The organism is Leptospira semungkisensis, from assembly GCF_004770055.1.
GTDB lineage: Bacteria > Spirochaetota > Leptospiria > Leptospirales > Leptospiraceae > Leptospira_B > Leptospira_B semungkisensis.
The window spans coordinates 63,710-86,932 of sequence record NZ_RQEP01000010.1 but is presented as its reverse complement, the minus strand read 5'-3'; the positions used below and the strand labels follow the sequence as shown (position 1 = coordinate 86,932).

18 protein-coding genes are annotated in these 23,223 nt (G+C 43.2%); 15 read left to right on the top strand and 3 right to left on the bottom strand.

What is annotated here, in order from left to right:
- The first annotated feature begins 26 nt into the window (after window positions 1-26).
- The 12 genes from EHO59_RS08055 (at window position 27) to EHO59_RS08000 (ending at window position 14,010) form a co-directional block, all read left to right on the top strand.
- On the top strand, window positions 27-515 hold the full coding sequence (locus EHO59_RS08055; protein ID WP_135586688.1) for a Fur family transcriptional regulator: 489 nt from the start codon (window positions 27-29) through the stop codon (window positions 513-515).
- On the top strand, window positions 512-1,636 hold the full coding sequence (tgt, locus tag EHO59_RS08050; protein WP_167882083.1) for a tRNA guanosine(34) transglycosylase Tgt: 1,125 nt from the start codon (window positions 512-514) through the stop codon (window positions 1,634-1,636). The genes EHO59_RS08055 and tgt overlap by 4 nt, the downstream gene beginning before the upstream one ends.
- A 69-nt stretch (window positions 1,637-1,705) precedes the next feature.
- Window positions 1,706-2,041 carry an STAS domain-containing protein gene (locus EHO59_RS08045; RefSeq protein ID WP_016544043.1) on the top strand — a complete coding sequence of 112 codons (336 nt, stop codon included), beginning with the start codon at window positions 1,706-1,708 and terminating at the stop codon, window positions 2,039-2,041.
- 40 nt (window positions 2,042-2,081) lie between these two features.
- Window positions 2,082-3,794, top strand: coding sequence for a lipoprotein LipL71 (locus EHO59_RS08040; RefSeq protein ID WP_135586684.1), 1,713 nt, complete (start codon window positions 2,082-2,084; stop codon window positions 3,792-3,794).
- Window positions 3,795-3,928: 134 nt separating this feature from the next.
- Window positions 3,929-4,813 carry a carboxylating nicotinate-nucleotide diphosphorylase gene (nadC, locus tag EHO59_RS08035; RefSeq protein WP_210413049.1) on the top strand — a complete coding sequence of 295 codons (885 nt, stop codon included), beginning with the start codon at window positions 3,929-3,931 and terminating at the stop codon, window positions 4,811-4,813.
- Window positions 4,813-6,846 (top strand): RelA/SpoT family protein, encoded by a 2,034-nt coding sequence (locus EHO59_RS08030; RefSeq protein ID WP_135586680.1) that lies wholly within the window; start codon window positions 4,813-4,815, stop codon window positions 6,844-6,846. The genes nadC and EHO59_RS08030 overlap by 1 nt, the downstream gene beginning before the upstream one ends.
- A gap of 128 nt (window positions 6,847-6,974) precedes the next feature.
- Window positions 6,975-8,786, top strand: a complete 1,812-nt coding sequence (locus tag EHO59_RS08025) for an extracellular solute-binding protein (protein ID WP_167882094.1) — start codon at window positions 6,975-6,977, stop codon at window positions 8,784-8,786.
- 8 nt (window positions 8,787-8,794) lie between these two features.
- Window positions 8,795-9,862 (top strand): hypothetical protein, encoded by a 1,068-nt coding sequence (locus EHO59_RS08020; RefSeq protein WP_135586676.1) that lies wholly within the window; start codon window positions 8,795-8,797, stop codon window positions 9,860-9,862.
- Between the two features lie 77 nt (window positions 9,863-9,939).
- Window positions 9,940-11,241: an adenylosuccinate lyase gene (gene purB / locus EHO59_RS08015; RefSeq protein ID WP_135586674.1), complete on the top strand. Its 1,302-nt coding sequence runs from the start codon at window positions 9,940-9,942 to the stop codon at window positions 11,239-11,241.
- Entirely contained in the window at window positions 11,241-12,005 is a 765-nt protein-coding gene (locus EHO59_RS08010; protein WP_135586672.1) for a Rossmann-fold NAD(P)-binding domain-containing protein, read from the top strand. Before purB ends, EHO59_RS08010 begins: the two co-directional genes overlap by 1 nt.
- Window positions 12,002-13,105 carry a helix-turn-helix transcriptional regulator gene (locus tag EHO59_RS08005; RefSeq protein WP_135586670.1) on the top strand — a complete coding sequence of 368 codons (1,104 nt, stop codon included), beginning with the start codon at window positions 12,002-12,004 and terminating at the stop codon, window positions 13,103-13,105. The genes EHO59_RS08010 and EHO59_RS08005 overlap by 4 nt, the downstream gene beginning before the upstream one ends.
- A 74-nt stretch (window positions 13,106-13,179) precedes the next feature.
- Entirely contained in the window at window positions 13,180-14,010 is an 831-nt protein-coding gene (locus EHO59_RS08000) for a sterol desaturase family protein (RefSeq protein ID WP_135586668.1), read from the top strand.
- A 21-nt stretch (window positions 14,011-14,031) separates the two neighbouring features.
- Here the strand turns inward: EHO59_RS08000 and EHO59_RS07995 are convergent, their stop codons facing one another.
- The 3 genes from EHO59_RS07995 to EHO59_RS07985 are packed head-to-tail and all read right to left on the bottom strand — an operon-like array spanning window position 14,032 to window position 19,013.
- Window positions 14,032-16,044, bottom strand: coding sequence for a PAS domain S-box protein (locus EHO59_RS07995; RefSeq protein WP_135586666.1), 2,013 nt, complete (start codon window positions 16,042-16,044; stop codon window positions 14,032-14,034).
- A 51-nt stretch (window positions 16,045-16,095) separates the two neighbouring features.
- On the bottom strand, window positions 16,096-18,039 hold the full coding sequence (locus EHO59_RS07990; RefSeq protein WP_135586664.1) for a hypothetical protein: 1,944 nt from the start codon (window positions 18,037-18,039) through the stop codon (window positions 16,096-16,098).
- Window positions 18,036-19,013: a glycosyltransferase family 2 protein gene (locus tag EHO59_RS07985; RefSeq protein ID WP_135586662.1), complete on the bottom strand. Its 978-nt coding sequence runs from the start codon at window positions 19,011-19,013 to the stop codon at window positions 18,036-18,038. The genes EHO59_RS07990 and EHO59_RS07985 overlap by 4 nt, the downstream gene beginning before the upstream one ends.
- 198 nt (window positions 19,014-19,211) lie before the next feature.
- Here EHO59_RS07985 and EHO59_RS07980 point away from each other — a divergent pair, with 198 nt between their 5' ends.
- The 3 genes from EHO59_RS07980 to EHO59_RS07970 are packed head-to-tail and all read left to right on the top strand — an operon-like array spanning window position 19,212 to window position 23,222.
- Entirely contained in the window at window positions 19,212-19,553 is a 342-nt protein-coding gene (locus EHO59_RS07980; RefSeq protein ID WP_008594836.1) for an STAS domain-containing protein, read from the top strand.
- 15 nt (window positions 19,554-19,568) lie between these two features.
- Window positions 19,569-22,601 carry an LIC_11026 family protein gene (locus EHO59_RS07975; protein WP_135586660.1) on the top strand — a complete coding sequence of 1,011 codons (3,033 nt, stop codon included), beginning with the start codon at window positions 19,569-19,571 and terminating at the stop codon, window positions 22,599-22,601.
- A 3-nt stretch (window positions 22,602-22,604) separates the two neighbouring features.
- A complete protein-coding gene (locus EHO59_RS07970; RefSeq protein ID WP_135586658.1) occupies window positions 22,605-23,222 on the top strand; it encodes a DUF1318 domain-containing protein in 618 nt (205 codons plus the stop codon).
- Window position 23,223 lies beyond the last annotated feature (1 nt).

Below are 23,223 nucleotides of genomic sequence, written 5' to 3'. Positions count from 1 at the left end.
TCTTAAATTGCGGAAAGACTTGGCGCATGAACAGAGATAGAGAAGCTGAAATTCTGAATACCGTAGACGATTCCATTCGAATGGAAATGAAGACTTTTTCGGATTATCTTCAGAAGAAGGGTCTGAAAATTACCAGCCAGAGGATGCTTGTCGCTGAGCGCATCTTTTCTCTTCACAATCACTTCACTGCAGAAGGTTTGCTCGAAGAATTTAAGGACCAAAGAGATAAGATCTCTAAGGCAACGATCTATCGGATCCTTTCTATCATGGTTGAGGCCAAGCTATTGCAAGAGCATAACTTCGGCCAAGATTATAAATACTACGAACATATCATAGGCCATACTCATCACGACCATATTATCTGCAGAGACTGCGGAAGGATTGTAGAATTTGTGGATGAGAGGATCGAACAATTGCAAGAGCAAGCTGCTGCGAGCAACGGTTTCAAGATCACCGGGCATAGCCTGAATATTTATGGCACCTGTTTGGATCCGAATTGTCCCAACAGAAAATGATTTTCCGTCCTGGAATTTCTGATCCAAATTCTCACGCAAGAACCGGAAGCTTAGATCTAAACGGAATCGAAATCCCGACACCGGTCTTTATGCCGGTAGGAACAAGAGGCGCTGTTAAGTCCCTGGATTCGGACGATCTGGACGAGTTAGGCTTCGAACTTATTCTCGGAAACACATACCATCTCTATCTTCGCCCCGGAATGGACGTGCTCCAAAAATTCGGCGGGCTCAAGAATTTCGTTTCTTACAACAAGGCTCTTCTCACAGACAGCGGAGGCTTTCAGGTATTCAGTCTGAATTCTCTCGTGAAATTCAAGAAGGAAGGTGTCGAGTTCAGATCCCATATTGATGGCAGTCCTCATTTTTTCACACCGGAGAAGGTGATCGATATCCAAAGAGCGATCGGTTCCGACATTATGATGGTGTTAGATGATTGCCCTCCGGGTGACGCGGACACCGCTCGGATCAAAGAATCTCTGGATCGCACTCATCGATGGGCGGAGGCGGCTGTTTCTTATTGGGAGAAGGATAAGGGAAAACAAAACTTATTCGGTATCTTCCAAGGTGGAACGAATTTGGATCTAAGATTGGAGAGTCTTTCTAAGATTGCCTCTCTTCCTTTTTCGGGAATTGCGATCGGTGGACTCTCAGTGGGAGAGCCTCGCCCTGATTTCATCCGCACCATGGAAGGAATTGCTCCTCACACCGACAAATCCAGACCACTTTATCTCATGGGAGTGGGAACCGTTCCTGATATTTTAGAAGGAGTTCGCAACGGAGTCGACATGTTTGACTGTGTTCTTCCGACGCGCAACGCTAGAAACGGTCAAGTCTTCACCTCGAGAGGAAAAATGAATCTCAGAAATGAGAAATGGAAGTTTTCCGACGAGCCGATGGACCCGGAATGCGAGTGCAGAGTGTGCAAAAGATACAGTGTTGGATATATTCGTCACCTGCATCATGTGAAAGAACTGAGTGCTTTCTCCTTGAGTACGTACCACAATCTGAGTTTTATGAAAAAGTTCATGAAAGAGTTAAGGCTTTCGATCGAAGTTGGAAAATTCAGCGAGTTTTTCTTTAAATGGAAAAATTTGTACGAAAGACCGGAAATTTCTCGTTGACTATATAGAGAATGACCCCCCTATTGTAGGATGGTTCAAATAGAGATATAAAGGAGTTGCTGATTTTTTATGGAAATCACCAGAAGGGAAAGCGGTAACATCGTAATTCTGGACATTAACGGGGAGATCGATTTATATAACGCCCCTGAAATTAAGGATGTGATCGCAAAGCTCATTGAAGAGCAGAAATATTACACGATTATTAACCTGGAAAAGGTTTCATACATTGACTCTTCCGGAATCGGAGCTTTGATTTCCAGCCTCTCTAATTTAAAGAAATATCAGGGTGGCCTTAAAATCATAAACGTTGCTGGTTCCGTAAGAAAGGTATTTGAATTAACCAAATTAACATCCTTCTTCGAGATCTTTGATAACGAGCCGGATGCTGTCGCTGCCTTTAAATAAAAGGCATTTCTAAACGATTCCTCATACTGGTGCAAAATAAATGAAAACTTTTCGAGCCTTATCGTTCTCTTCCGCCTTATTGGGAGTAGTCGGATTCCTCGTTGCTTGTGGATCCGAACTCCCCGTAAAAGAATTGGCGGAAGCTAAAACCGCTATCACTCGCGCTAAGGACGCAGGAGCAGAAAGATATGCTTCCGGCGAATTTGAGGAAGCTCGTAAGAGTCTATTGACGGCTCATGAAAAAGCCTCCAATGAAGACTTAGGCGAAACTAAAAAAAGCGCCGAGTACGCAAAAAGCAAAGCGTATGATGCATTAGAGAAATCTTATCCATCTTTGACGGATGATTCTAAGAAGCAGGCTGGTGCGGCAATCGACGAGGCTGACGAAGCGTATGCTTCTCAGTTAGCTGCCGAGCCATACAACAATGCTGTCGAGTTGAGAAAGGAAGGGGACACTCTTCGCGATAACGCGGATCGCACCTTGGAATCTTATCCAAAAGAATCCAATGACGATGCCAAACTCAAGACTCGCCTGGCTGCTTTTGATCAGTATGAGCAAAGCAATAAGAAATATTTAGATTCTAAGAAAGCGGCAACGGATGCTAAGGCACTTGCCCTTTCCCAAAAACAGCAATTACTCGATTCACTCGCTGATATCGATAAGAACCTGGACGACGCGGACAGATACGCTGGCGGACAGGATCCTGAGGTTGGCCAAACTAGAGATCGTTTGAATGCTGCTAAGGCAAAAATCGACGAAGGAAAGATCAAAGAAGGTTATTCCGAAGTTGATGATATCCGTAAAAAATCGGCAGAACTCGTAGCAAAAAACATCCAGTCTTATGCACTTAAGAAGAAGGCAGAAGCAAAGGATTCTATTGGAAAAGCTAAGGATAAGTTAGCTGGGATAGACCAGTCCAAGCTGAAATCCAGCAAAGACCTACAGACTTCTTACCAAAGAGCTGACGAAAATCTGAAGGCAGCAGATGAATCTTTGGTTGCTGCAGAGGATTTATTCTCTTCTGAAAAATACGAAGATTCTATCGGTAGATCCGAAGAAGCGATTCGCCTTTCCAGGATTGTTGTAGATCAGTCGGATGATATCGCTGAAAGAATTAAGAGCGGATCTTCCGTTGCAGGTCGTAGCGGAAAGGATTCTGATTCTGCAGATTCCAGCACCAGAAAGTCTAAAGATTCTGATTCTTCTGCATCTTCTTCTCACGGTTCCGGAGAATTGCCTGAAGGCTGGAAACGTTATGTAGTTCGCAAGAAAGTTCCTGCGGATTGCCTCTGGAGAATCTCCGCTTACAAGCAGCATTACGGTACTTCTAAACTGTGGAAACGTATCTATGATGCGAACCGCGGAAAGATCAAAAATCCTAATCTAATCTATCCTAAACAAGTTCTCTTGATTCCTCCTGCAAAAGGACCGACTAAATTCGATCCTAAAAAAGCAGGTAAGAAGAAGACAGGAAGCGAGAAGGTAGAAGCTACTACTGAGCCTAAGAAAGAGGAGCAGCCAGCTCCTCAGTCTTCCGAAAATGACGAAGAGGAAGAGCAACCTTCTCAGCCACAACCTGAGAATACTCAGCCTCCAGCGCAGGAGCAACAACAACCGGCGCCGTCTACTGAGGAGCACACTCAGCCTTCTACGGAAAACCAACCATCAACAGAAGAGCAACAACAAGCTCCTGCTGAGAACCAAACTCCTTCTGATTCCAATGAACAAGAATCGGAAGAGCAACCTAGATAATCGTTCTAAAGTTTTAGCAACTCAAACAATGAAAGGCCTGGGAGATCCGGGCCTTTCTTTTTTTGTAAAAACAAAAAAGGTGAATTCCGCTTGATCCCATTTTCTGATCAGAAACAGTTTTACTTAGCGGTGAAATGCAAGTGAAACGGGCTTATACTAAGCCTATCTCAGAAGTGAGTGAGGCGGATTATTTTCCTCTGGCAAAAATGGCCTGGGAAGAGGACTGCCCGGACCAAGATATAACTTCTGTATCTTTATTTTCTTCTAACCAAAAAGCGAGCGCCTTCTTAAACGCAAGAGAAGAAGGAATTCTCTGTGGCAGCGGAGTCGCTTCCGTTCTTTCCAAACTTTCCGGAGGAGATCTGCAGTTTACCTTCTTCTTTGAAGATGGACAAAGATTTGTTTCCGGTGATACACTCGCAAAAATAGAAGGAAGCCTTCTTTCTCTCTTGAGAGTGGAGAGGATCCTTTTGAATTTTCTGCAATATCTTTCCGGTATCTCCACTTCTACTCGCAAGATCGTAGATCAGTACGGGCCCAAGGGCATAATGATCTTGGATACTCGTAAGACTATACCTGGTTATCGCAAGCTCGCAAAATACGCAGTCTACTGTGGAGGAGGTTCTAATCATAGATTGGATCTTTCTGAAATGGGACTGATCAAGGATAATCATTTAGCTCTTTTCGATTCTGCGAAGATCCCTGTGGGAAAGATCCGTAGCAATTTTCCCGGTAGGCTCGTTGAATTGGAAATAGATTCCTTGGATCAATTGGATGATGCGCTCGAAGCGGAACCGGATGTTCTTATGTTAGATAATTTTAATATTCCGGACACTAAGATCGCGTATCAAAAGGCGAAATCCAAGAACCCGAATATTATGATTGAATGTTCCGGACGATTTACTCCGGAGAAATTGGAAGCTCTCAGCGAGTTTCCAGGCGTAGGAGTGAGCATGGGGTACGTAACTCATACGACTCGCTTCTTAGATTTGGGTCTGGATATACGGACTGATAGCTGATGGGATTTGTAAAGGCCCCCGCAACTAGGGAAATGCTGATCGAAGGAGTTCGAGAGACCATGGGTCCCGAGGCTCTAGAGATGATTGAGAGGGCGTATAAGGTTTCGGAAGATTCTCACCAGGGACAATTTCGTCTATCGGGTGAGCCTTATATCGTTCATCCTCTGCAGGTCGGTTTCATCTTATATGAATTAGGCCTGGATGAAAAGGTGATCGCCGCAGGCATTCTTCATGATGTGATCGAGGACACCAAATACACTCGCGAAGATATGGTCCGAGATTTCGGAACTGAGATCACCCAGCTCGTAGAAGGTGTGACCAAGATCTCTGAGATCAAGAGCCAATCCAGAGAGACAGAGGCTGCGGAGAATATCCGTAAGATCATCATTGCTACTATACAAGATATCCGTGTTATTCTGATCAAACTCGCGGATAAGACTCATAATATGAGGACTCTTTCCTTTCAACCTCCGGACAAACAGAGAAGGATCGCAAACGAAACTCTTTCTCTGTATGCTCCTATTGCGGGCCGCTTGGGTATCTATTCAGTCAAATCCGAACTGGAAGATCTCGCATTTCAGGTGATCTTTCCGGAAGAATACCAAGATATCAAAAAGAGGATCAGCGCTAAGAAGTCCGAGAGAGAAGAGTATATCGAAAAACTCCAGCTCATCTTGAAGCAGAGACTTGCGGAGATCCAGATCAACGCGGATGTCGAAGGTAGGGCCAAGCATTTCTTCTCTATTTATAGAAAGATGAAAACTAAGGAGAAAACCTTCGACGAGATTTTCGATTTGAGGGCGATCCGTATCGTAACGGACGAGATCAAAGACTGTTACGGTGTATTAGGAATTGTGCATACACTTTGGTCTCCTGTTCCCGGCCGATTTAAGGATTATATCGCTACTCCTAAGACCAATATGTATCAGTCCCTGCATACTACTGTGATCGGTCCGGATGGTAAACCCTTAGAAGTTCAGATCCGTACTGCGGAGATGAATGCGATTGCAGAATTCGGGATCGCAGCTCACTGGTTGTACAAAGAAGGTAAGACCCACGCAAATGAAAGACATCTAACCGTAAAATGGTTGGAGGTTCTTCAGACATGGCAGGACTCCGCTCTCGATCCGAAAGAATTCTTAGAAGAATTGAAGTATGATCTTCATGAGGATGAGGTATTCGTTTTCACTCCTAAAGGAGAGATCATTCAGCTTCCTAAGGGAGCAACCGTTCTCGATTTTGCATTCAGGATTCATACGGATGTAGGTCTTCATTGCAAAGGCGCAAAGATCAACGGAAGAATGATCCCTCTGCGAACAGAACTTAGAAGTGGAGATCAGGTAGAAGTTGTCGTAGATAAAAGATCTAAGCCTTCTCCTATTTGGCTTAGGATCGTTAAGACTCCTTCTGCTCGTCAAAAGTTAAGAGCGTATTTTAGAAAACTCAGAGAAGAAACGAGTAAGGATTTGGCTCAGGGTGCGGAAAGCGCTGCAGAACTTACCTTGAACGCAGAAGTTTTGGAAGAGCTCAAACGCAAACCTTCCGAAAAGACAAACAAACATTCCCAACAGCATGGACAGCCTGTAGGGGGAAAGATATTGGTTGCCGGTCTAAGAGATATTCCTGTTCGTCTTTCCGGTTGTTGTTCTCCTTTGCCTGGTGATCAGATCATAGGTTTCGTTACTAGAGGCCGAGGCGTTTCGGTTCATAAGAAAAATTGCAATGTTGCTCTGAAGCAAAGAGAAGAAGAACAACTTCGTCAGATCAGTGTGGATTGGGATTACGGACAGACAGAGCCTGTCCCGGTTCGGGTTGAGGTGAAAGCGAAGGATCGCCAAGGAATTTATCTGGAAATGGTGAAGAGTCTTTCAGGCACTCAGACCAATATTTTGGAAGCAGGGGCTTCTACAGTGCAGAAGGATACCTTGATGGCGAGATTCATGATAGAGGTAGAGCATTTGGATCAATTGAAGGAGATCCTTGGCAACTTGAAACGAATCCCGGATGTGGTGTTTGCGCACAGAGTAAAATAAAGATCCGCTTTCTCTTTTGGAGAAGATGCGTTTTAATCGAAAGATTTCAGATTCGGTTTGCCTGAATTCAGCCCTTCGGGAATGCTTTCGAACACAAGCCCATCGAGAGGTGTCCATTGAAAGATCCGATCCGAACGAATCGACCAACCTATTTTATATTTTTATTATTCGTAACTATACTATTTTCCTCTGTCTCTTGTGGAGATAAAGAAGAGGCAGATAACTCTCCTGCAGTAGTGGACCAACCTTGGACGGGGGATCCGAATAGTATTCCGGAAGCGATGAGAAAGCTGAACCCGGCAGCTTCTTCTCATGCGAAGAAAGGAGGCACCTTTCGTATTTATAGCAGCCAGTATCCTAAGTCTTTGAACGGATACTTGGAAAATTTCACTACGGTCTCCGAGATCTTCCAGCTTATGTTCGAACCTTTGATGAGAAGAAATCCGATCACATTAGATCCTCTTCCTAGGCTTGCAAGTTCTTGGAAGATCTCTCCTGATAAGAAACGTTTTACTTTTTCTCTCGATCGGAACGCGAAGTGGAGCGATGGACAGCCAGTTACCGCAAAAGACGTTTTATTTACCTACCAGACTTTAATGGATACGAAAAACAATACTGCGATCCACAGGATCTCTCTCTCCAGGTTCGAAGTTCCTAAGATCATTAATGAGTATGAGATTGAATTCACTCAGAAGAATATTCACTGGAGTAATTTCGAAGATATAGCTTACGGTCTTTTGATCTTACCGGAGCATCATTTCAAGAATAAGGATTTTAATAAGGAAAATTTCGAGTTTCCTGTGACCTCCGGTCCTTATGAATTGCAGTCCGCTAAGAAGGGACGCTATATCAAGATGAAGAGAAGAGCGGATTATTGGATGAGGGCCTATCCTTTTTATAAAGGAACGGACAATTTCGATACTCTACTGTTCAAAGTTTTTAGCGATGAGTCTCTCGCTTTCCAAGCATTCAAAAAAGGTGATATAGATCTTTTTCCGGTTTATAAGGCCTACACTTGGATCAAGGAAGCATTGGGCGAGCCATTCGATAAGAATTATATCATCAAGCAGAAGATCTATAATGAAAAGCCTATGGGTTTCCAAGGCTGGGCCTTCAATATGAGAAGAAAGCCTTTCGACGATGTGAAGGTCAGAAAGGCGATTGCTCACTTAGTGGATCGCAAGCTCATGGTAGAAAAACTCGCATTCAACGAATATGAACTTACGAATACGTATTTTTCTTCCGTTTGGGAAGGTTCTGCTCTTCCAAATCCTCCAATCGATTATGATCCTGTCGCTTCTCGTAAGCTTTTATCCGAAGCAGGATGGAAACCGAATGCAAAAGGTTTCTTAGAGAAGGACGGCAAACCCTTTGTGATCCACATCTTGGACCGGGACAAGAGTTCTGAAAAATATTTTACAGTCTTTATAGAAAGAGCAAAGGAAGTAGGGATCCAAGTCCAATTGGAGAGCACGGATCTTGCCAACTGGTCCGAGAGAATCGACAAGTATGATTTCGATCTTACTTGGGCCGCTTGGGGAGGAGGACTCTTCCCAGATCCGGAAGAACAATGGTTCTCCAAATATGCGGATGAGAACGGTCAGAATAATATCACCGGTTTCAAAAATGCAGAAGTGGATAAGCTCGTAGAACAACAAAGAACTGAGTTCGACGAGAAGAAGAGAGCAGAGATCGCACGTAAGATCGATAAGATCCTGACTAGAGAAGTTCCTTACGTTCTACTTTGGAATTTGAAACCTACTCGTCTTCTGTATTGGAATCGTTTCGGTTTTCCAGAAAATTCCTTAGCGAAGTATTGGGGAGAACAAGCTGCCAAAAATCTTTGGTGGGTTGATGAGGAAAAGACAAAGTCTTTAGAAGCGAATCGTAAGGCAAAGACTGCTCTTCCTGTATATTCGAAAGAAGTCCATTATAAATGATCTAAGTCATGGCTAAGAAGGGAAGATTCACCGAGTTCGGAGAAGCGATCCGAAATTTTTGGAACTCTCCTGGCATTCCTAGTTTTATTGAGATCCTGGAAAAGGGTCTCGATAAGGAATTATTCTTTGATCCGGACAAAACGGATTCTCAGATCCCGAAAGAGGATCTGCCTATCGACTTTCGTCTTAGGCAATCCGGCTTTCTCAGAAGATCTTATGAGAGAGTCTTTCCCGTATCCCATCTGTTTCGGATAACGCATCGATACGGAAGGGAATTCCTGGACAATTTCATGCCTCTCTCCGCCGAGAACTATATCGGAAGAGGTTCGTATAAATTCGTATACACTCTTCCTTGGAATCAGGTGGTTAAGATAGGTAAGTCAAAGCTTCCTTCCGATCCAATCTTCGGTTCCTTGTTTAAGGAAGTGCAGAATAATTTAGAGAGATATTTAAAGCCGGAAGAGATCGGCTTAATGCACCTTCTTCAGAAATCCTCTTGGACAGAATCCAAGAGAGATGAGATCCGATTCAAGTTTGCGCGTTTGGGTTTGGAGAGGCTACATTATTGGAAGCTGAAAAGCCTGATTCCTGATCTGGTTTTACCCACTCGATTCTTTATGGGTCTTCGTTTCAGAAGGAGTCCTTTCGGTATTCCAGTCATGACACTCACTCCTTGCGATAACCAGAACCTTCTTCCTGGAAAGCACTTGAAGGAGTTTATTCGTTTGAATGAGAAAGTCAGGCAGAACCCGATCCAAGATGCTCTCTTTCCCAAATGGAAACTGAACTTTGATACACATAGATTCGGGATCGTGAGCAAATCCAAGCTCAAGAAGATTGCATTGGATTTTCATAGAGTGATCGAGGTTACGAAATATTTGGCTGCCGAAGAGAAACTCATCTTCGATATCCATTCGGAAAACATTATTATTACGATACCTGATTTCGAACTTAAGATATTCGATTACCACGTATTCGATGAGCATCTCTATGAGCCAAGCAAGGAGAATCCTTCTCCTGAGGTAGATCATATCAATCTGATCCGGGAATTTGTGAGTTCCTTCGAACTGGGTTAAGCTCGGACAAAAACCGTTTACGGATCGGACCTGGGTAAAAATCCTATCTAAGGGGGATATTTCCCCGAGGACTTGGAATGATAGATCGTTATTCAAATCCGGAGATCGCAAAGATCTGGGAATTAGAGAACAAATTCGATATCTGGAAGGAGATCGAGATTCTCGCAACCGAAGCCAGAATGAAGAAGGGAGAAGTTCCCAAAGAGGATTTCGAAGAGATTCGTTCCAAGGCAAGGTTCAAAGTAGATGAGATCTTAGAGATCGAATCCAAGGTCCATCATGATGTGATCGCATTCCTCACCAACATGAATTCATATATCGGACCTGCGGGACGTCATGTGCATTACGGTCTGACTTCTTCCGACATTGGCGATACTGCTCTTTGTGTGCAGATGGTCCAGGCAATGGAGTTGATCCTGAAGAAGACGGATCAACTAATAGAAGCGATTAAAGAGAAGGCGATCGAATACAGAAACCTTCCTTGCATAGGAAGATCGCACGGGATCCACGCGGAGCCTATGACTCTCGGTTTGAAATTCGCATTATTTTATGAAGAAATGAAACGCAATCGAGTCAGAATGGCTCTTGCGAAAGAAGAGATCGCAGTAGGAAAACTTTCCGGCGCTGTGGGAACTTATTCCAATATAGAACCGGACATAGAAGAATACGTCTGCGAGAAGTTGGGGTTGAAGCCTGATCCGATCGCTACCCAAGTCGTTTCCAGAGATAGACACGCTTCTTATATGTCTGCGTTAGGCGTAACTGCAGCGAGTTTGGATAGGTTCGCAACTGAAGTCCGTCTCTTGCAAAAGACAGAAGGAAGAGAGGTAGAAGAGCCATTCTCCGCGGGACAAAAAGGATCTTCTGCAATGCCTCATAAGCGAAACCCGGTAATTTGCGAGAGGATCTCCGGGATTTCTAGAGTGATCCGTTCTAATGTTTCTACCGCTTTGCAAAACGTAGCTCTATGGCATGAGAGAGATATCTCTCATTCTTCTGCAGAACGTATCGTGGTTCCTGATTCTACAATCGCTTTGGAATACATTCTGGATAAGATGTTATTCGTAGTGAAAAATCTGCATGTGTATCCTGATGCGATCGAAAGAACATTGGGAGTGACTCGAGGATTGATCTTTTCTCAAAAGGTGCTTTTGTATCTGATCGAGAAAGGCGGGATCACTCGAGAAGACGCATATTCTATCGTACAAGGTCATGCAATGAATGTTTGGGCGGATCAATCCCAAAACTTAAAGCAAAGACTCTCCGAAGATCCAAAAGTGCAAAAAGTATTAAAACCGCAAGACTTGGATGAGATCTTTCAGATCTCTCCCTATCTGGAAAAGGTAGGATTGATCTATAAACGTCTCGGTCTGGAATAATGTCTAAGATCGCAGTTCTTGGTTTGGGGTATACCGGCTTACGTATTCTCCAAGCCTTGAAGAAAGAGAACGAAGTACTTGGGTTCTCAAGAAAGACGCAGGAAGAAGGCTCTATTCTTTTGGATCTCTCCGACCCCAAGGAAATCGATAGCTTTCGAGAAAAGTTCTCTGATCATCCGTTCGATCATTCTTTGATCACTTTTCCCCTTCATAAATTGGAAACGAGAGATTTGATCTTTCAAACCTTGTTCTCTGTTTCCAAGCAAGTCTGGCTCTTCGGGACGACTAGTATCTATATCAGAAATGGTTCCGAGATTACGGAAACTTCTCCCAAAGATAAGGAGCATGATCGGTATACCACAGAGTCTCTTTTCTTGGAGAAAGGGGGAAAGATTCTATATCTATCCGGGATCTATGGGCCGGGAAGAAATCCAGGAGATTGGATCAGAAAAGGGCTGATCCAGAAAACGAAGAGGCAACTGAATCTGATCCACGGAGAAGACGTGGCCGAAGCAATTCGTTTATTATTCTCTTACTCCGGCAAGGATCTTCCGTCCGAGCTTTTATTATCCGATCAACAATGGCATACCTGGTTCGAGGTGTTCCGACTCTTAGAAGAGCACGGAAAAATCGGGACCTTTCCGGATAAGGAAATGGATAGAGAAGACGGATTTGTGGATAGTTCGCTCATTCGGAAATTTCTTCCTAGTTTACAAACCAAGGACTTTTGGAGAGAGTTGGAAAAACTGGAAGAACTCACTTGATCTCCGAGATCACCGATATACTGCATTTATTCTGTCTCTCTAACTTGATCTTCATCATAGGGTTTCTAGGTTGGAAATACAATTATGATCTTAGGATCCGGATCGCCGGCGGATTCTCAGTCGGGATCATTTGCTATATTCTTCTTTGTCTGGATCCTGAGTTCAAGATCCCTTATTCAGTTCGTATCTTTTTATTCGCAGGTCTAATCAGCCTTCCTTTCTTTTTTTGGATGATCAGCCTTGCTATCTTCGAAGATCATTTCGAACCGAAGGCATGGCATTGGCTTCTTCTCATCGCTAAGGTGATCGCTTCTGCTTGGTTGGTGTATCCTGTTCTTGATCAGATCAATATGCGAGGTCCGATCGGCTCAGAGACTGTTCTTGCTCATATCATTATTCCAACTCTTCTTTCCTTAGGCTTTGTGGTCGCGGCAATCATTCGGATCTATTCGGGCAGAAAAGATGACCTGATCGAAACAAGAAGAAGATTACGAGAAGTTCATATTCTAATGACCGGAAGCGTGATCACTTTCAATATGTTCTCTCATTTGATTTTGCGGGGAAGGGTCTTGTCAGAGATCCTGGACCTAGCGAACGTGATCCTTGCTTGGGGTCTGATACTCGCATTCATGTATCTTGTCTTCGAGTTGAAAGAAGGGCTGGTAGACCCAAAACCGGAAGAGATCGAGGACAAGGAAGAGAAAGCAGTTTATGCAGATCCTGCCTTAAAGAAGAAATTAGTATCCGCATTTGAAGAAAGCAAATTGTATCGGAAGGAAGGCTTGACCATCGGCCAATTGGCCGAGGACCTTGAGGTCCAAGAATACAAGCTGCGCCGCTTGATTAACCAAGCCATGGGATTCAGGAATTTTCCTGATTTTCTGAATCGTTATAGAATACAAGAAGCCTGCGAGATCCTATTAGAACCGGAAAAGGATGAGATCCCGATCATCCGGATTGCGATGGATCTTGGTTACCAATCTCTTGGTCCTTTTAATCGTGCCTTTAAAGAACTGACGGGTGTCACTCCTACAGAATTTCGTAAGAACCGTGGCAGGGAAGAACTCTCAAAAAATACCGCCGATTTTGAAATCGGCTAGTTAATTTGCGGAACGGGGATGCCGAATCCCACTCTTATAGTGTAGAATAGTTCCCACACATAGAGGAGAATCGGATGAACGAAGTTCTGGATAAAATCGGATACACCGGATATTATCTTTTCACCCTGGCAACGCTTTGGGTCCGTTATATATTAATGGCCGGAGCGGCTTATTTATTTATTTGGATTTTATATAAAGAAAAGTTAAAGCATAAGATCATTCAGAAAAGACTTCCTGAAAAGGATAAGATCTTTCATGAATTGAAATATTCTGCGATCACTCTTGCGATCTTTGCGGCATCCGGTATTATGGTGCTGCTAATGAAACAAAGTGGGATTACGATGATCTATGATAGAGTAGAGGATTATGGAGTTCCTTATCTTGTCTTTAGCATCATAGCGATTATCTTTTTGCACGATACATACTTTTATTGGACACATAGATTGATGCATCATCCTCTTTTGTTTAAGAGGATGCATCTGGTTCATCACAAGTCCACGAACCCTTCTCCTTGGGCGGCGTTTTCTTTTCATCCGTATGAAGCTGTGGTCGAAGCAGGGATCGTTCCGTTGGTGATCTTATTTTTACCGATCCATACTGTGGCTCTCGTTGTGTTCTTCTTCTATAGTAATTTCTTGAATGTGCTCGGTCATCTTTCCTTCGAGTTATTTCCGAAAGGATTTATAGAGAACAAATTCTTAAGACTGCATAATTCTACGACCCATCATAATATGCATCATAAGTATTTTAACTGCAACTACGGTCTTTATTTCAATATATGGGATCGGATCATGGGAACGAATCACGAGAAATACTTTGATACTTTTAGAGAAGTTACTCATAGAGAGCCGGAACATTCTTCTCAAGGGCCAGTCGGGAATTCTCCCGAAATCCAGGGAGTCTGATCGGAGCTAGAGCAGATACGTTTATTTGAATGCAGGGAACTTGACCCTAGTCATGGTTCCCTGCTCAGTGGATAGATCCTGAACGGATCCTTTCAATTGCTTGGTAAGAAGATCCACTAATTCCAATCCCATCGAATCCTTGGACTGATAACCGATCGATTTTCCTCTACCGTTATCCGTAACATCTAAATGGATCCATCCACCATCTTGGTAGAAAGAGATCTTCAAGGTCTTCTCTTCGGATCTACGTTTTCCTAAAAATGCGTGCTTGAGTACGTTCGTCACTAATTCGTTGAGTATAAGACCGATCGGGATTGCGAAATTCTGTTTGATAGAAAGAGATTCACAGTTTACGAAAATTTGGATCTCTTCTCTGTTTTGACCAAAGGAACGAAGAAGGCTATCGACTAGCTTGCTTACGAACTCCGGAAAGAATTCATCACTGATCTGATGTTTTCCATACAAAGACTCGTGAACATACGCCATCGAAAGGATCCGGTTCTGAGATTCTACTAAGACCTGAGCAGGGTTGTTCTCCTCTATCTCTTCTTGCTGGATTGAAAGAAGGCTAGAAAGCACCTGTAGGTAATTCTTTACCCGATGATGCACTTCTTTTAGTAGAATATCTTTTTCTTGGAGGCTGTTCGCCATGATCTCTTCGGCGAGTTTCACCTGAGTGAAATCGCTGATAAAACCTTCGAGAGCTACGATCTCTCCCTTATCTCCTTTGACTGCAGAACCTTGTTCGAATACCCACTTAGTATTTCCGCTTCTGTGATGGATCCTATAAACAAGACGGTATGGAAGATTTTCTCGGATTGCATCGATCACGTCTCGATATACTTGCTCTCTATCTTCTTCGTGAATGACGTCTGCGAAAGAGATGGTACGGTTCGATACGAAATCGGAAGGAGAATATCCTGTCAGCTCGAAGCATCCATCGCTTATGAATTCCATCGTCCAATCTTGGTCTAAGGCGCATCGATAAGCAATTCCAGGAAGATTTCGGATCAGAGTGGAAAGCTGTCTTTCACTTTCCTTTAAAGCGCTTTCCGTCTTTTTGAAGGCAGTAATATCCGTACACATTGCCAGCGCGCCTTCGTAATTTCCCTGATAGTCGAAGAGAGGATTCGTGGACATGAGAAGCCAAACCAATTCTCCTTTCTTGTTTTTGAAATGAAAGTCGTGGATCTCTCCGGCTCCTCTCTTTCTTGCATCCAGTCTCTTATTTACAATATCATGAAGTTCGGAAGGAACAAAATCCAATAATGTCTTTCCGATGAATTCCTTTTCGCTGGTCCCTAAAAAGTCCGCCATGGTCTTATTTACATAGGTAGTCTTTCCGTCTTTGTCTATCAGCCAGATTCCTTCTAAGGTTGTCTCTACTATCTTCTTATAATTTCCTTCTGCTCTGAATAATCCAATCTTGGTTTCTTCGAAGTAAGCGACTATGATCGTAATTGCCGAGGAGAAACGAAAGAAACCGCCTAATAGAAAACCGAAATGTGCGAATTCTTGGAGAGGTTTAACGAAGAGATAACTAATGATATAGATTCCCCAAAGGATAAAGATCCAAGCGATGACTTTCTTTCCTGTATCGAATTGTTTGGTCTTTAAGAAGGCGATACCGGTATAAATCTGAGAAAGACCTATCAAAACATAGACTGGCCAAACCCAAAGCATGGAAGTGATCTTGAAATAGTCCGCAGTAATCGCACCCAAGCCGACGATTACAAAAGTCATTTGTATGGGAAGGGTGATTGGCTTTCTTAAGAACGAGAAGCAACCGTAGAACTGAAAGAATGCGCGTAGAAAATCCACGCTCAAGGTAGGAAAGTAAGAGTGAATATCTTGGTATTCTCCAACTTGAAGAATATTTCCAACATAGAATAGAAGATGAAAGAACCAGCCGAAGGTCCAGGCAAGCAATGCCTTGTTCCCTTCTTTGCTATATAAATAGAGATATACGCAGAATACGAAAACTGCAGAAGGAAGGGCTGCCAATAAACTGGGTAATAGCCACGGATGGGACACGAGACTCAGCTAAACTCCTTCCGTTCCGAATCGAATTCGAAAAGATCGAATTTATTTCTTTATGAGACGGAATTCTCTTAAACAATAATAACCGCTGGAATGTTTAATTTCCTTAGTCGGTTCCAAACCATAGCCTAGGCTTTGAACTCTTTCAATATATTTTTCAGGTAACTCGCAGGATGGACCGACGAACAATGCCTTATCGAATTCGTCCCAATTCTTCCATCTATACTTGCTATCGTTTCTGTATTTTCCGTTTGTGACCGTTTTTTGGCGGAAGAGAAGGTCGAACTCAGAAGCTAGGATCCTGCCTGGTATCTGAAAATTCTCTTCTTCATGGAATGCATTGAATGCGATGTATTTTCCGTTCGGATCTATTTCTTTTGCGAAGTCTCTAGCCGGTTGGAAGGTGGCGCTATCGAAACCCTTTAAGCAGAATTGATTCTCGGAGTAGTAAGTAGAGCTAAGTAGTCCACCTTCTTTGAAGAAGAGACTTCCCCCCCAAAAAAAGAAAAAGAGAGAAACTCCGACAGAAGCGATCTTCCAACGATTGTTGGAAAGTTGTATCAATCTATAAAACCAAAAGCTTAAGATCAATAGTAATGCAGGAAGAGGATAGAATACATGTCTAAGCTGCTTGTTTCCGGTACTTGCATCTATGACTATGTATTGCAAGAATACAATGACTGTGATCGCGAATAACGGATCTTTTGCGAAGCTCGGCCAAGACTTATTCTGTAATTTGGAAAGGGCTTTGTCTAAAAGGCTTGTTTCTGAGTCTTTATCGGAGATTGCTAAGTTTGTCTTTTCATTTCTCTTGGAATAGATCCAATAGAATAGGATCGCGATACTCAATGCAAAGAACAAACGGAAGATCCAAGGTTCTATGAATACGTGGCTTGCCGGGAATTTCTTTTCTGGAGATTCGAATAGGCTTAAGATAAAGCTTCTCACGAATTTGTTCACGATCATCTGAGCGTTCACAAGACTCATGACTCGGTCCAGATTAGTAAATAGCCAGAAGAAGCAAGGCAGGATCGCGTAAAGATATAGGACTCGGATGGAACTTGGAGCGATCGATCCGATCTCTTTTCTGGTCTTATATAAGAAATAGTTGAAGTCTAAGAACAGAAGGACAGTGAGAATATATAATACTTTCTTAAATGACTTTTGATCCAGGTTCCAGCTGGTCACCACTCTCAATACAGGAAGGGAAAGCACAAGCAATACCACTAAGATCAAGAATAACAATCGAAGGCCTTTGTAATGCTTTCGGATCGCAAATCGAACGAAACCGATCCATTCTGGAAAACGAGAAAGAACTTCGTAAATAAAGATGGAAATGAATAATAACAATCCGTACGGATACTTGGTAAAGAAAAGAAGAAGAAGGGTAACTGAAACTAATAAAGGAACCTTGGAACCTTTAGGAAGCGACTCTCCTTGTTTTAAGTCCTTTACGGAATCATAAAGTTTATATAATCCGAAATAAACCCAAAGTAAAGAAAGCATCCCTTGTGTCTCGAGCATAGAAGATAAACTATAGGCAGGTGTCTCGGAAGTATGAAGGCTCAATGCCAATATGAAAATTGATACGAGCCCGCTAAAAACATAAGAACCGGTGATCCTCGAAGCGATGAAGATGATGCTCGGAAAGCAGAGCGCATAAAATGCCAATCCTAAGAAAGAATCTTTCCAGGTGATTGGCCAGGAGCCTGGACTTGCTAAAAGTACTAGAGAAAAGATAGGACGCAGAGGAGGCCAGGTGGCAGCTTCTAAAAATGGAACGATCCCTCTCCAGATCTTTCCGTCTCTGAGATCTTGGAATTGATCATATACTGCGTTGAGCCGAATATTTTCGTCCCAGGTCAATAGATCTGTAATCGGACAGATCTGTAAAAAGGCCTGCCAATTCTTGGAGATCATGACCCCGGTGATGGCCAATGCCAAAACACCAATGAAGAAGCCTAGAATTCTATCCCAAGAGCGGTTCATTTTTTAGAATTTCGTTTAACAGAATAGATTTTCTCGATCACGTAAAGAGGGCGGTTCTTGGACTGATCGTTGACTCGACTCAGATATTCTCCGATCATTCCTAACGCAATGAGTTGAACCCCACCTAGTACCAAGGCCACAATCATTACCGATGTCCAGCCTTGTATCGTATCATGAGTGAATAATTTCAGATACAGAATATAGATCGTATACAATGCACCGAAGAATGCGGAGGTGAATCCAAGATAAGAAGAGAACTTCAAAGGTGCAGAAGAAAAGGAAGTAATCCCATCCAAAGCGAACCCCAGCATCTTGCTCACCGAAAATTTGGTCTCTCCATGAAAGCGCTCGTCCCTGTCATACTCGAGTCCAGTCTGTTTGAATCCGATCCAGGCGATCAGTCCTCGGATATAACGGTGTTCTTCTCTCATAGAAACGAGGACATCCGTTACTCTTCTACTCATGATCCTGAAATCTCCGGTATCGATCGGGATCTCGAATCTGGTCAGCTTCTTTAAGATGCGATAAAATACGTGAGCCGTGATGAGTTTAAAGAGAGATTCTCCTTCTCTCTTTCTGCGTCTTGCATAAACGACGTCGAAACCTTCGTCCATTTTTGAATACAGATCCGCAACGAATTCGGGAGGATCTTGCAAGTCTCCATCCATAACGGCAACCGCTCCACCTCTTGCTGTGTCTATTCCGGCGGTGATTGCCAATTGGTGGCCATAATTTCTGGAAAGATTCAAGAGAAAGAATCCAGGCTCGGACTCGCAGTATTTTTTCAATACATCGAAGGTAGAATCTCTGGAACCGTCGTTTACAAAGAGGATCTCTATATCTTCCTTTGAGAAACCGTTCTTCTCTTTCAAGATACGAATTAAGACATGCAGTCTTTTTACTAATTCAGGGATGGTTTTTTCCTCGTTATAAACGGGGATCACAACGGATAGAAGAGGAGGCTTGGAGGGCATTGTTGACCTTGGTACGATGTTTGGATTCGTTCAAAATGTCGACAATATTTCGGCTCTTGATTTCAACCGAGAAAAGTCCGAGAGCTTCCTTTTTTTGAGGGCTTTGACAGCTTCTCTTGGGCCAATTCCGCAAAAAAGCGCTTTACAAGGAGGCTGGAATGCCGATCTTATATAAGCACAAAAATCCAAGAAAGGGTTATGAAAATCAAAGTCACCACGAAAAACGACGTTCACATCATCAAGATCGAAGGTCCTATTAAAGCAGGAAACGAATTCGAACTTGGGCAAAAAATCGAGGAGTATATCTCGAAAGGTGACGTTCCAAAATTTATCATCGACTTGAAGAAAGTTCCTTTCATCAACTCCGCCGGCTTGGGAATGTTCCTGAACATCTACAAGCATATCGACGGTTTGAAAGGCCGGATGGTATTTACTAACTTGAATAATGATATCGAAAACTTGATGGAGATCACCAAGCTTGCGAGCATTTTCGAGATCTACAAAACGCTGGAAGAGGCTATCGAATCCTTCGAGTACTAGCCTAAACGATTTCGGTTGGCTTCCGATCTACTACAGTATTTGAAAAAGAAAAAGCTCCGCCTGTACATCCTAGCGGGGATTTTTCTCTTCTACCATCTTCTATTTAATTCTCTTACCGGACAAATCCTGCTCAACAAGATCTTGGCGAGTTCGCTTTCGACTCCTGCTAAGGTCCAGGTAGACGGTTTTTCTCCACTTTTCGGGTTTACCCTCTCCAATTTGGAAATATATCCTTCCAAAGAATGGGGAAACGAACCCTTCCTTCGTGTGAAGGAGCTCCAACTCTCTTATAATCTGCCTCTTCTTCTTTTGGGAAGGGCCAAAATTTCCAAGATCGCGATCCATAGCTTAAACTTGGATCTGAAACAAAAAGGAGAGGCTTGGAATTTCACTTCTGCCCTTCCCCCCAGCAAAAAGGATAAAGAAGAAATTGTTTCAGAGAAGAAGGAACCACTCACAAGTATCCGAACCTATTTGCCTCTCAGTGCGTATTTGTCCTTAGATTGCAAGGACATAGGAGTCCATGTCGATTCGGAGAATGGACCTAAATCGTACAAGGCAGCTCTCGAAGGCCTGGAGCTCGGATTAGAAGTGGATACGAACCGATTCACTCGGATCCCGTTGGATTTAAGCGCGTTAGATCTGATCGACGAATTCGAACTTCAGCTCAATCCTAAGAATCAGGTCAGAATCAAATTCCAGAATGCATCCGCAAGTATAGATCATCTTTTTCGTCTGACTTGGATTTGGGAAAGGCATCCTAAGGATAAGGATGTATTCCATTCTAAAATGGATCTGGGCTCGGAAGGAATTCCGATCCAGTTCCGAAATCATACAGGTTCCCCATTTGCATTTTCTTTAAAATACGATTTGGATCTTTCTACGGAGAAGAAGGAACTTCTTCTGAGAGGTCTGGAATGGAAAGTAGGAGAGGACATTTGGCTGGAGGGTGGAGGCAAGGTCTCCGGGATCCGAGAAAGATCCGCTCAAGTCAATCTTGCCATTCAGAAGTCCAGGATACGGCTTTCTCCATTTTCGGACTTCATACATAGTTTAGGTTTTTATGATATTTCTATGGCAGGAGAAGCGAGCTTGGCTCCTATTCTCGCCGACGGTTCTTCGGAAAATCTAAAGGTTATCGGAGAGATCAAAGGAAGCGGACTCGAGATCCGTTTAGGAAAGAAGAAGCATTCTATCCCGGTCCTCAATTTGGATTGGGATCTCGGGATCAAACCGATTACTGAGGAGCTCCCTAGTTCGGCCAAGCCCTTCCCTTGGATGGAATCTGCTATATGCAAAAATATTAAAATAGAATACAACGGAATGAGGGTCGCAGGTGATTTGCGTTATAACCAAGCCTCAGGCCCAGGCTTAGATCTTACTCTGGAAAATTTCAATCTGGGAGATTATCTTGCCGGTTACTCCGGAAAATTCTTCGCAGGCCTGCATGCTAAGGGACCTGACTTCTCACAGATAAGCGCGGATCTGAAATTAAAGGCGAATGGTTTTAGATTTCCGATGGCCAGAGGGAATTCCGGAAATATCAGCTTGGATGGCGCGCTTTCTTCTATATTATATTTTCCTAAAAAACCTTGGGGTCTGACGGATATCTCCGTTTCCGTATTAGATTTGGAGGTGGATTCTCCTGAGGGACAGGCAGCCGCTAGGCTGAATTCTTCCGGCAAGATAGGGCTCGGAGAAAATTTCATTTTGGATCTGAAAAAGACTCGTTTGGATGCGGATCTAGAGCATTTGATCCCACTTCTTCCCTTGTCCTTACGAGAGACTTTGATCCCAGTAAGAACTCAAATCGGGAACGGGATCGGGCTCTTAGGAGATTTTTATTTTTCCAGCGAATCTCGAGGGCAAGAGATCAAAGGAGGACTCGGTCTGGATCTTCCCGGGCTAGATCTGCGAGATGGAAAACTAAATCTGTCTCTACAAATATTAGGAAAGCCAAGCACTCAGATCAAGATAGAGAATTTCGAACTAACCGGATTCGCAGGAAAGCTGCGCTTTCTCACGAGCGGTATATTGACGAAGCCCGGTAAGTCGGATCCACCTCCTTCTATGGGAGAATTTTCTCCGGACCTAAAGGGAGGATTGCGCATCGCTGCCAAGGAAGACAGTTCTCTAGTTCGAGGGTTGCATTTTAGAGGGGACCTTGGATTGAATTTCAACTGGTTAGGCTCGGTCATCCAAGGAAATCTTATATCTAAAGATTCTAATATACTCATACAGAACTCCCACTGTCCCGGATACGATTGTAAGATGTATAGAATTGAGGGCCTGAGTTCCAATGTACCTTTCACTCACGATCTGGCGGTGAAAGAAACAAGGAATCTGATCGAAGGCAATAAGAGAAAATTCGTGATGAATTATGGACGCACTCCTTCTCCTAATTTTACGATTCGTCAGATCTTAGGCACTCATCCTTCTTTGAAAGGAACTCCATTTGAATATGTGAAGCCGAAATCCAATTCTCCCGGTCTTTCGGCCAATTTAGAATATTCAGAAAATTATTTACGAATGGATTATCTGAAGGTAAATACTCTGGATGGAGAGATCTGGGGAAAAGATCTGATAGTCAACGTAGGTTCTGGAGATCCGGAGAAGATGGAATATTCTGTTTCTCTAAGGGTGAAGGACATAGACTTGAAGCAACTTCTTCCTTCTCGAAGCCAATCCAAGATAGACGACGGTAAGGTTAAAGCGGATCTGAATCTTTGGGGAAGGAATTTGGGAGATCCAGTTCCTAATTTGAATTTGTTCTTTAGCGTGTATCAGATCGGGAATGATTTTGGAAAGAGCGCGATCAATATTTTCGCGCCTTCGAATCTGTTTACTGATTTTATTTACGGAAGCTACGCAGTGGACAAGATAGAATTAGAACTATCCAAGGGCTTGGTATACGCTGTGATCCTTTTTAAGAGATCGATACTGGGTACTTTTATTAATTTGGAAAACAATCAGGTTTCTCAGCAAAGAATGCCTTTGGCGAATTTCCTGAAACGGGCACAGAGCGAGATCGAAACATTTAATCAATAGACTATGTCGAATATTCTGAAAATATACATTATTCTTTTTGCATTTGTTTTTATTTCCTGCGTGATCAAGGCTCCTTTGATTACGTTTACCCAAACCCAGACCGCTTCTGAAAAGCAAATGCTTGGCGAAGATAGAAATCTGGAAAAGGACGGATGGCTGATCGCTTCTATCAAGACTTCTTCTTCCGGTTCGGAGATCTGGGAAAGAGATCTGGTAAAGGAAGAATTCGGCAATCCGGACGACAAGACATTGTATATCGCTCTTAGGACTCTTGCCTATCTGAGTAAGGAACTTAGAGAATATCGGACCCAAGGAATTCTTTCCGAAGGTTTGGATGGGAAGGTGAGATGGAATCCTAGGATCAAGGAGGCAGGAGCGGAGAAGGTTCGCCAAGATATTCCTACAAAGACTAGGATGGAAAATCTAATCAAGCTTGCCAATGATAGCAGGGATATAGTGGTCAGAGAAAAGATGAGAAAGGCGATCGCAAAATCTACTGTTCCTCTTACGGAAAAAGAAAAAAATTCGCTGAAAGAATCCATGATCTCCACTTGGATCCGAAGCGTAGAGGTGGGGGAGTATTATGAATCTTCTCCCAATGTCTGGAAAAAGAAGGAGTGAT

Bases quoted from the DNA above. Each gene is read 5' to 3' on its own strand.
- EHO59_RS08055 (WP_135586688.1), top strand. From the start codon at position 27: ATGAACAGAGATAGAGAAGCTGAAATTCTGAATACCGTAGACGATTCC.
- EHO59_RS08045 (WP_016544043.1), top strand. From the start codon at position 1,706: ATGGAAATCACCAGAAGGGAAAGCGGTAACATCGTAATTCTGGACATT.
- tgt (WP_167882083.1), top strand. From the start codon at position 512: ATGATTTTCCGTCCTGGAATTTCTGATCCAAATTCTCACGCAAGAACC.
- EHO59_RS08040 (WP_135586684.1), top strand. From the start codon at position 2,082: ATGAAAACTTTTCGAGCCTTATCGTTCTCTTCCGCCTTATTGGGAGTA.
- EHO59_RS07980 (WP_008594836.1), top strand. From the start codon at position 19,212: ATGAAAATCAAAGTCACCACGAAAAACGACGTTCACATCATCAAGATC.
- EHO59_RS07970 (WP_135586658.1), top strand. From the start codon at position 22,605: ATGTCGAATATTCTGAAAATATACATTATTCTTTTTGCATTTGTTTTT.
- nadC (WP_210413049.1), top strand. From the start codon at position 3,929: ATGCAAGTGAAACGGGCTTATACTAAGCCTATCTCAGAAGTGAGTGAG.
- EHO59_RS08020 (WP_135586676.1), top strand. From the start codon at position 8,795: ATGGCTAAGAAGGGAAGATTCACCGAGTTCGGAGAAGCGATCCGAAAT.
- EHO59_RS07985 (WP_135586662.1), bottom strand. From the start codon at position 19,013: ATGCCCTCCAAGCCTCCTCTTCTATCCGTTGTGATCCCCGTTTATAAC.
- EHO59_RS08030 (WP_135586680.1), top strand. From the start codon at position 4,813: ATGGGATTTGTAAAGGCCCCCGCAACTAGGGAAATGCTGATCGAAGGA.
- purB (WP_135586674.1), top strand. From the start codon at position 9,940: ATGATAGATCGTTATTCAAATCCGGAGATCGCAAAGATCTGGGAATTA.
- EHO59_RS07990 (WP_135586664.1), bottom strand. From the start codon at position 18,039: ATGAACCGCTCTTGGGATAGAATTCTAGGCTTCTTCATTGGTGTTTTG.
- EHO59_RS08000 (WP_135586668.1), top strand. From the start codon at position 13,180: ATGAACGAAGTTCTGGATAAAATCGGATACACCGGATATTATCTTTTC.
- EHO59_RS08010 (WP_135586672.1), top strand. From the start codon at position 11,241: ATGTCTAAGATCGCAGTTCTTGGTTTGGGGTATACCGGCTTACGTATT.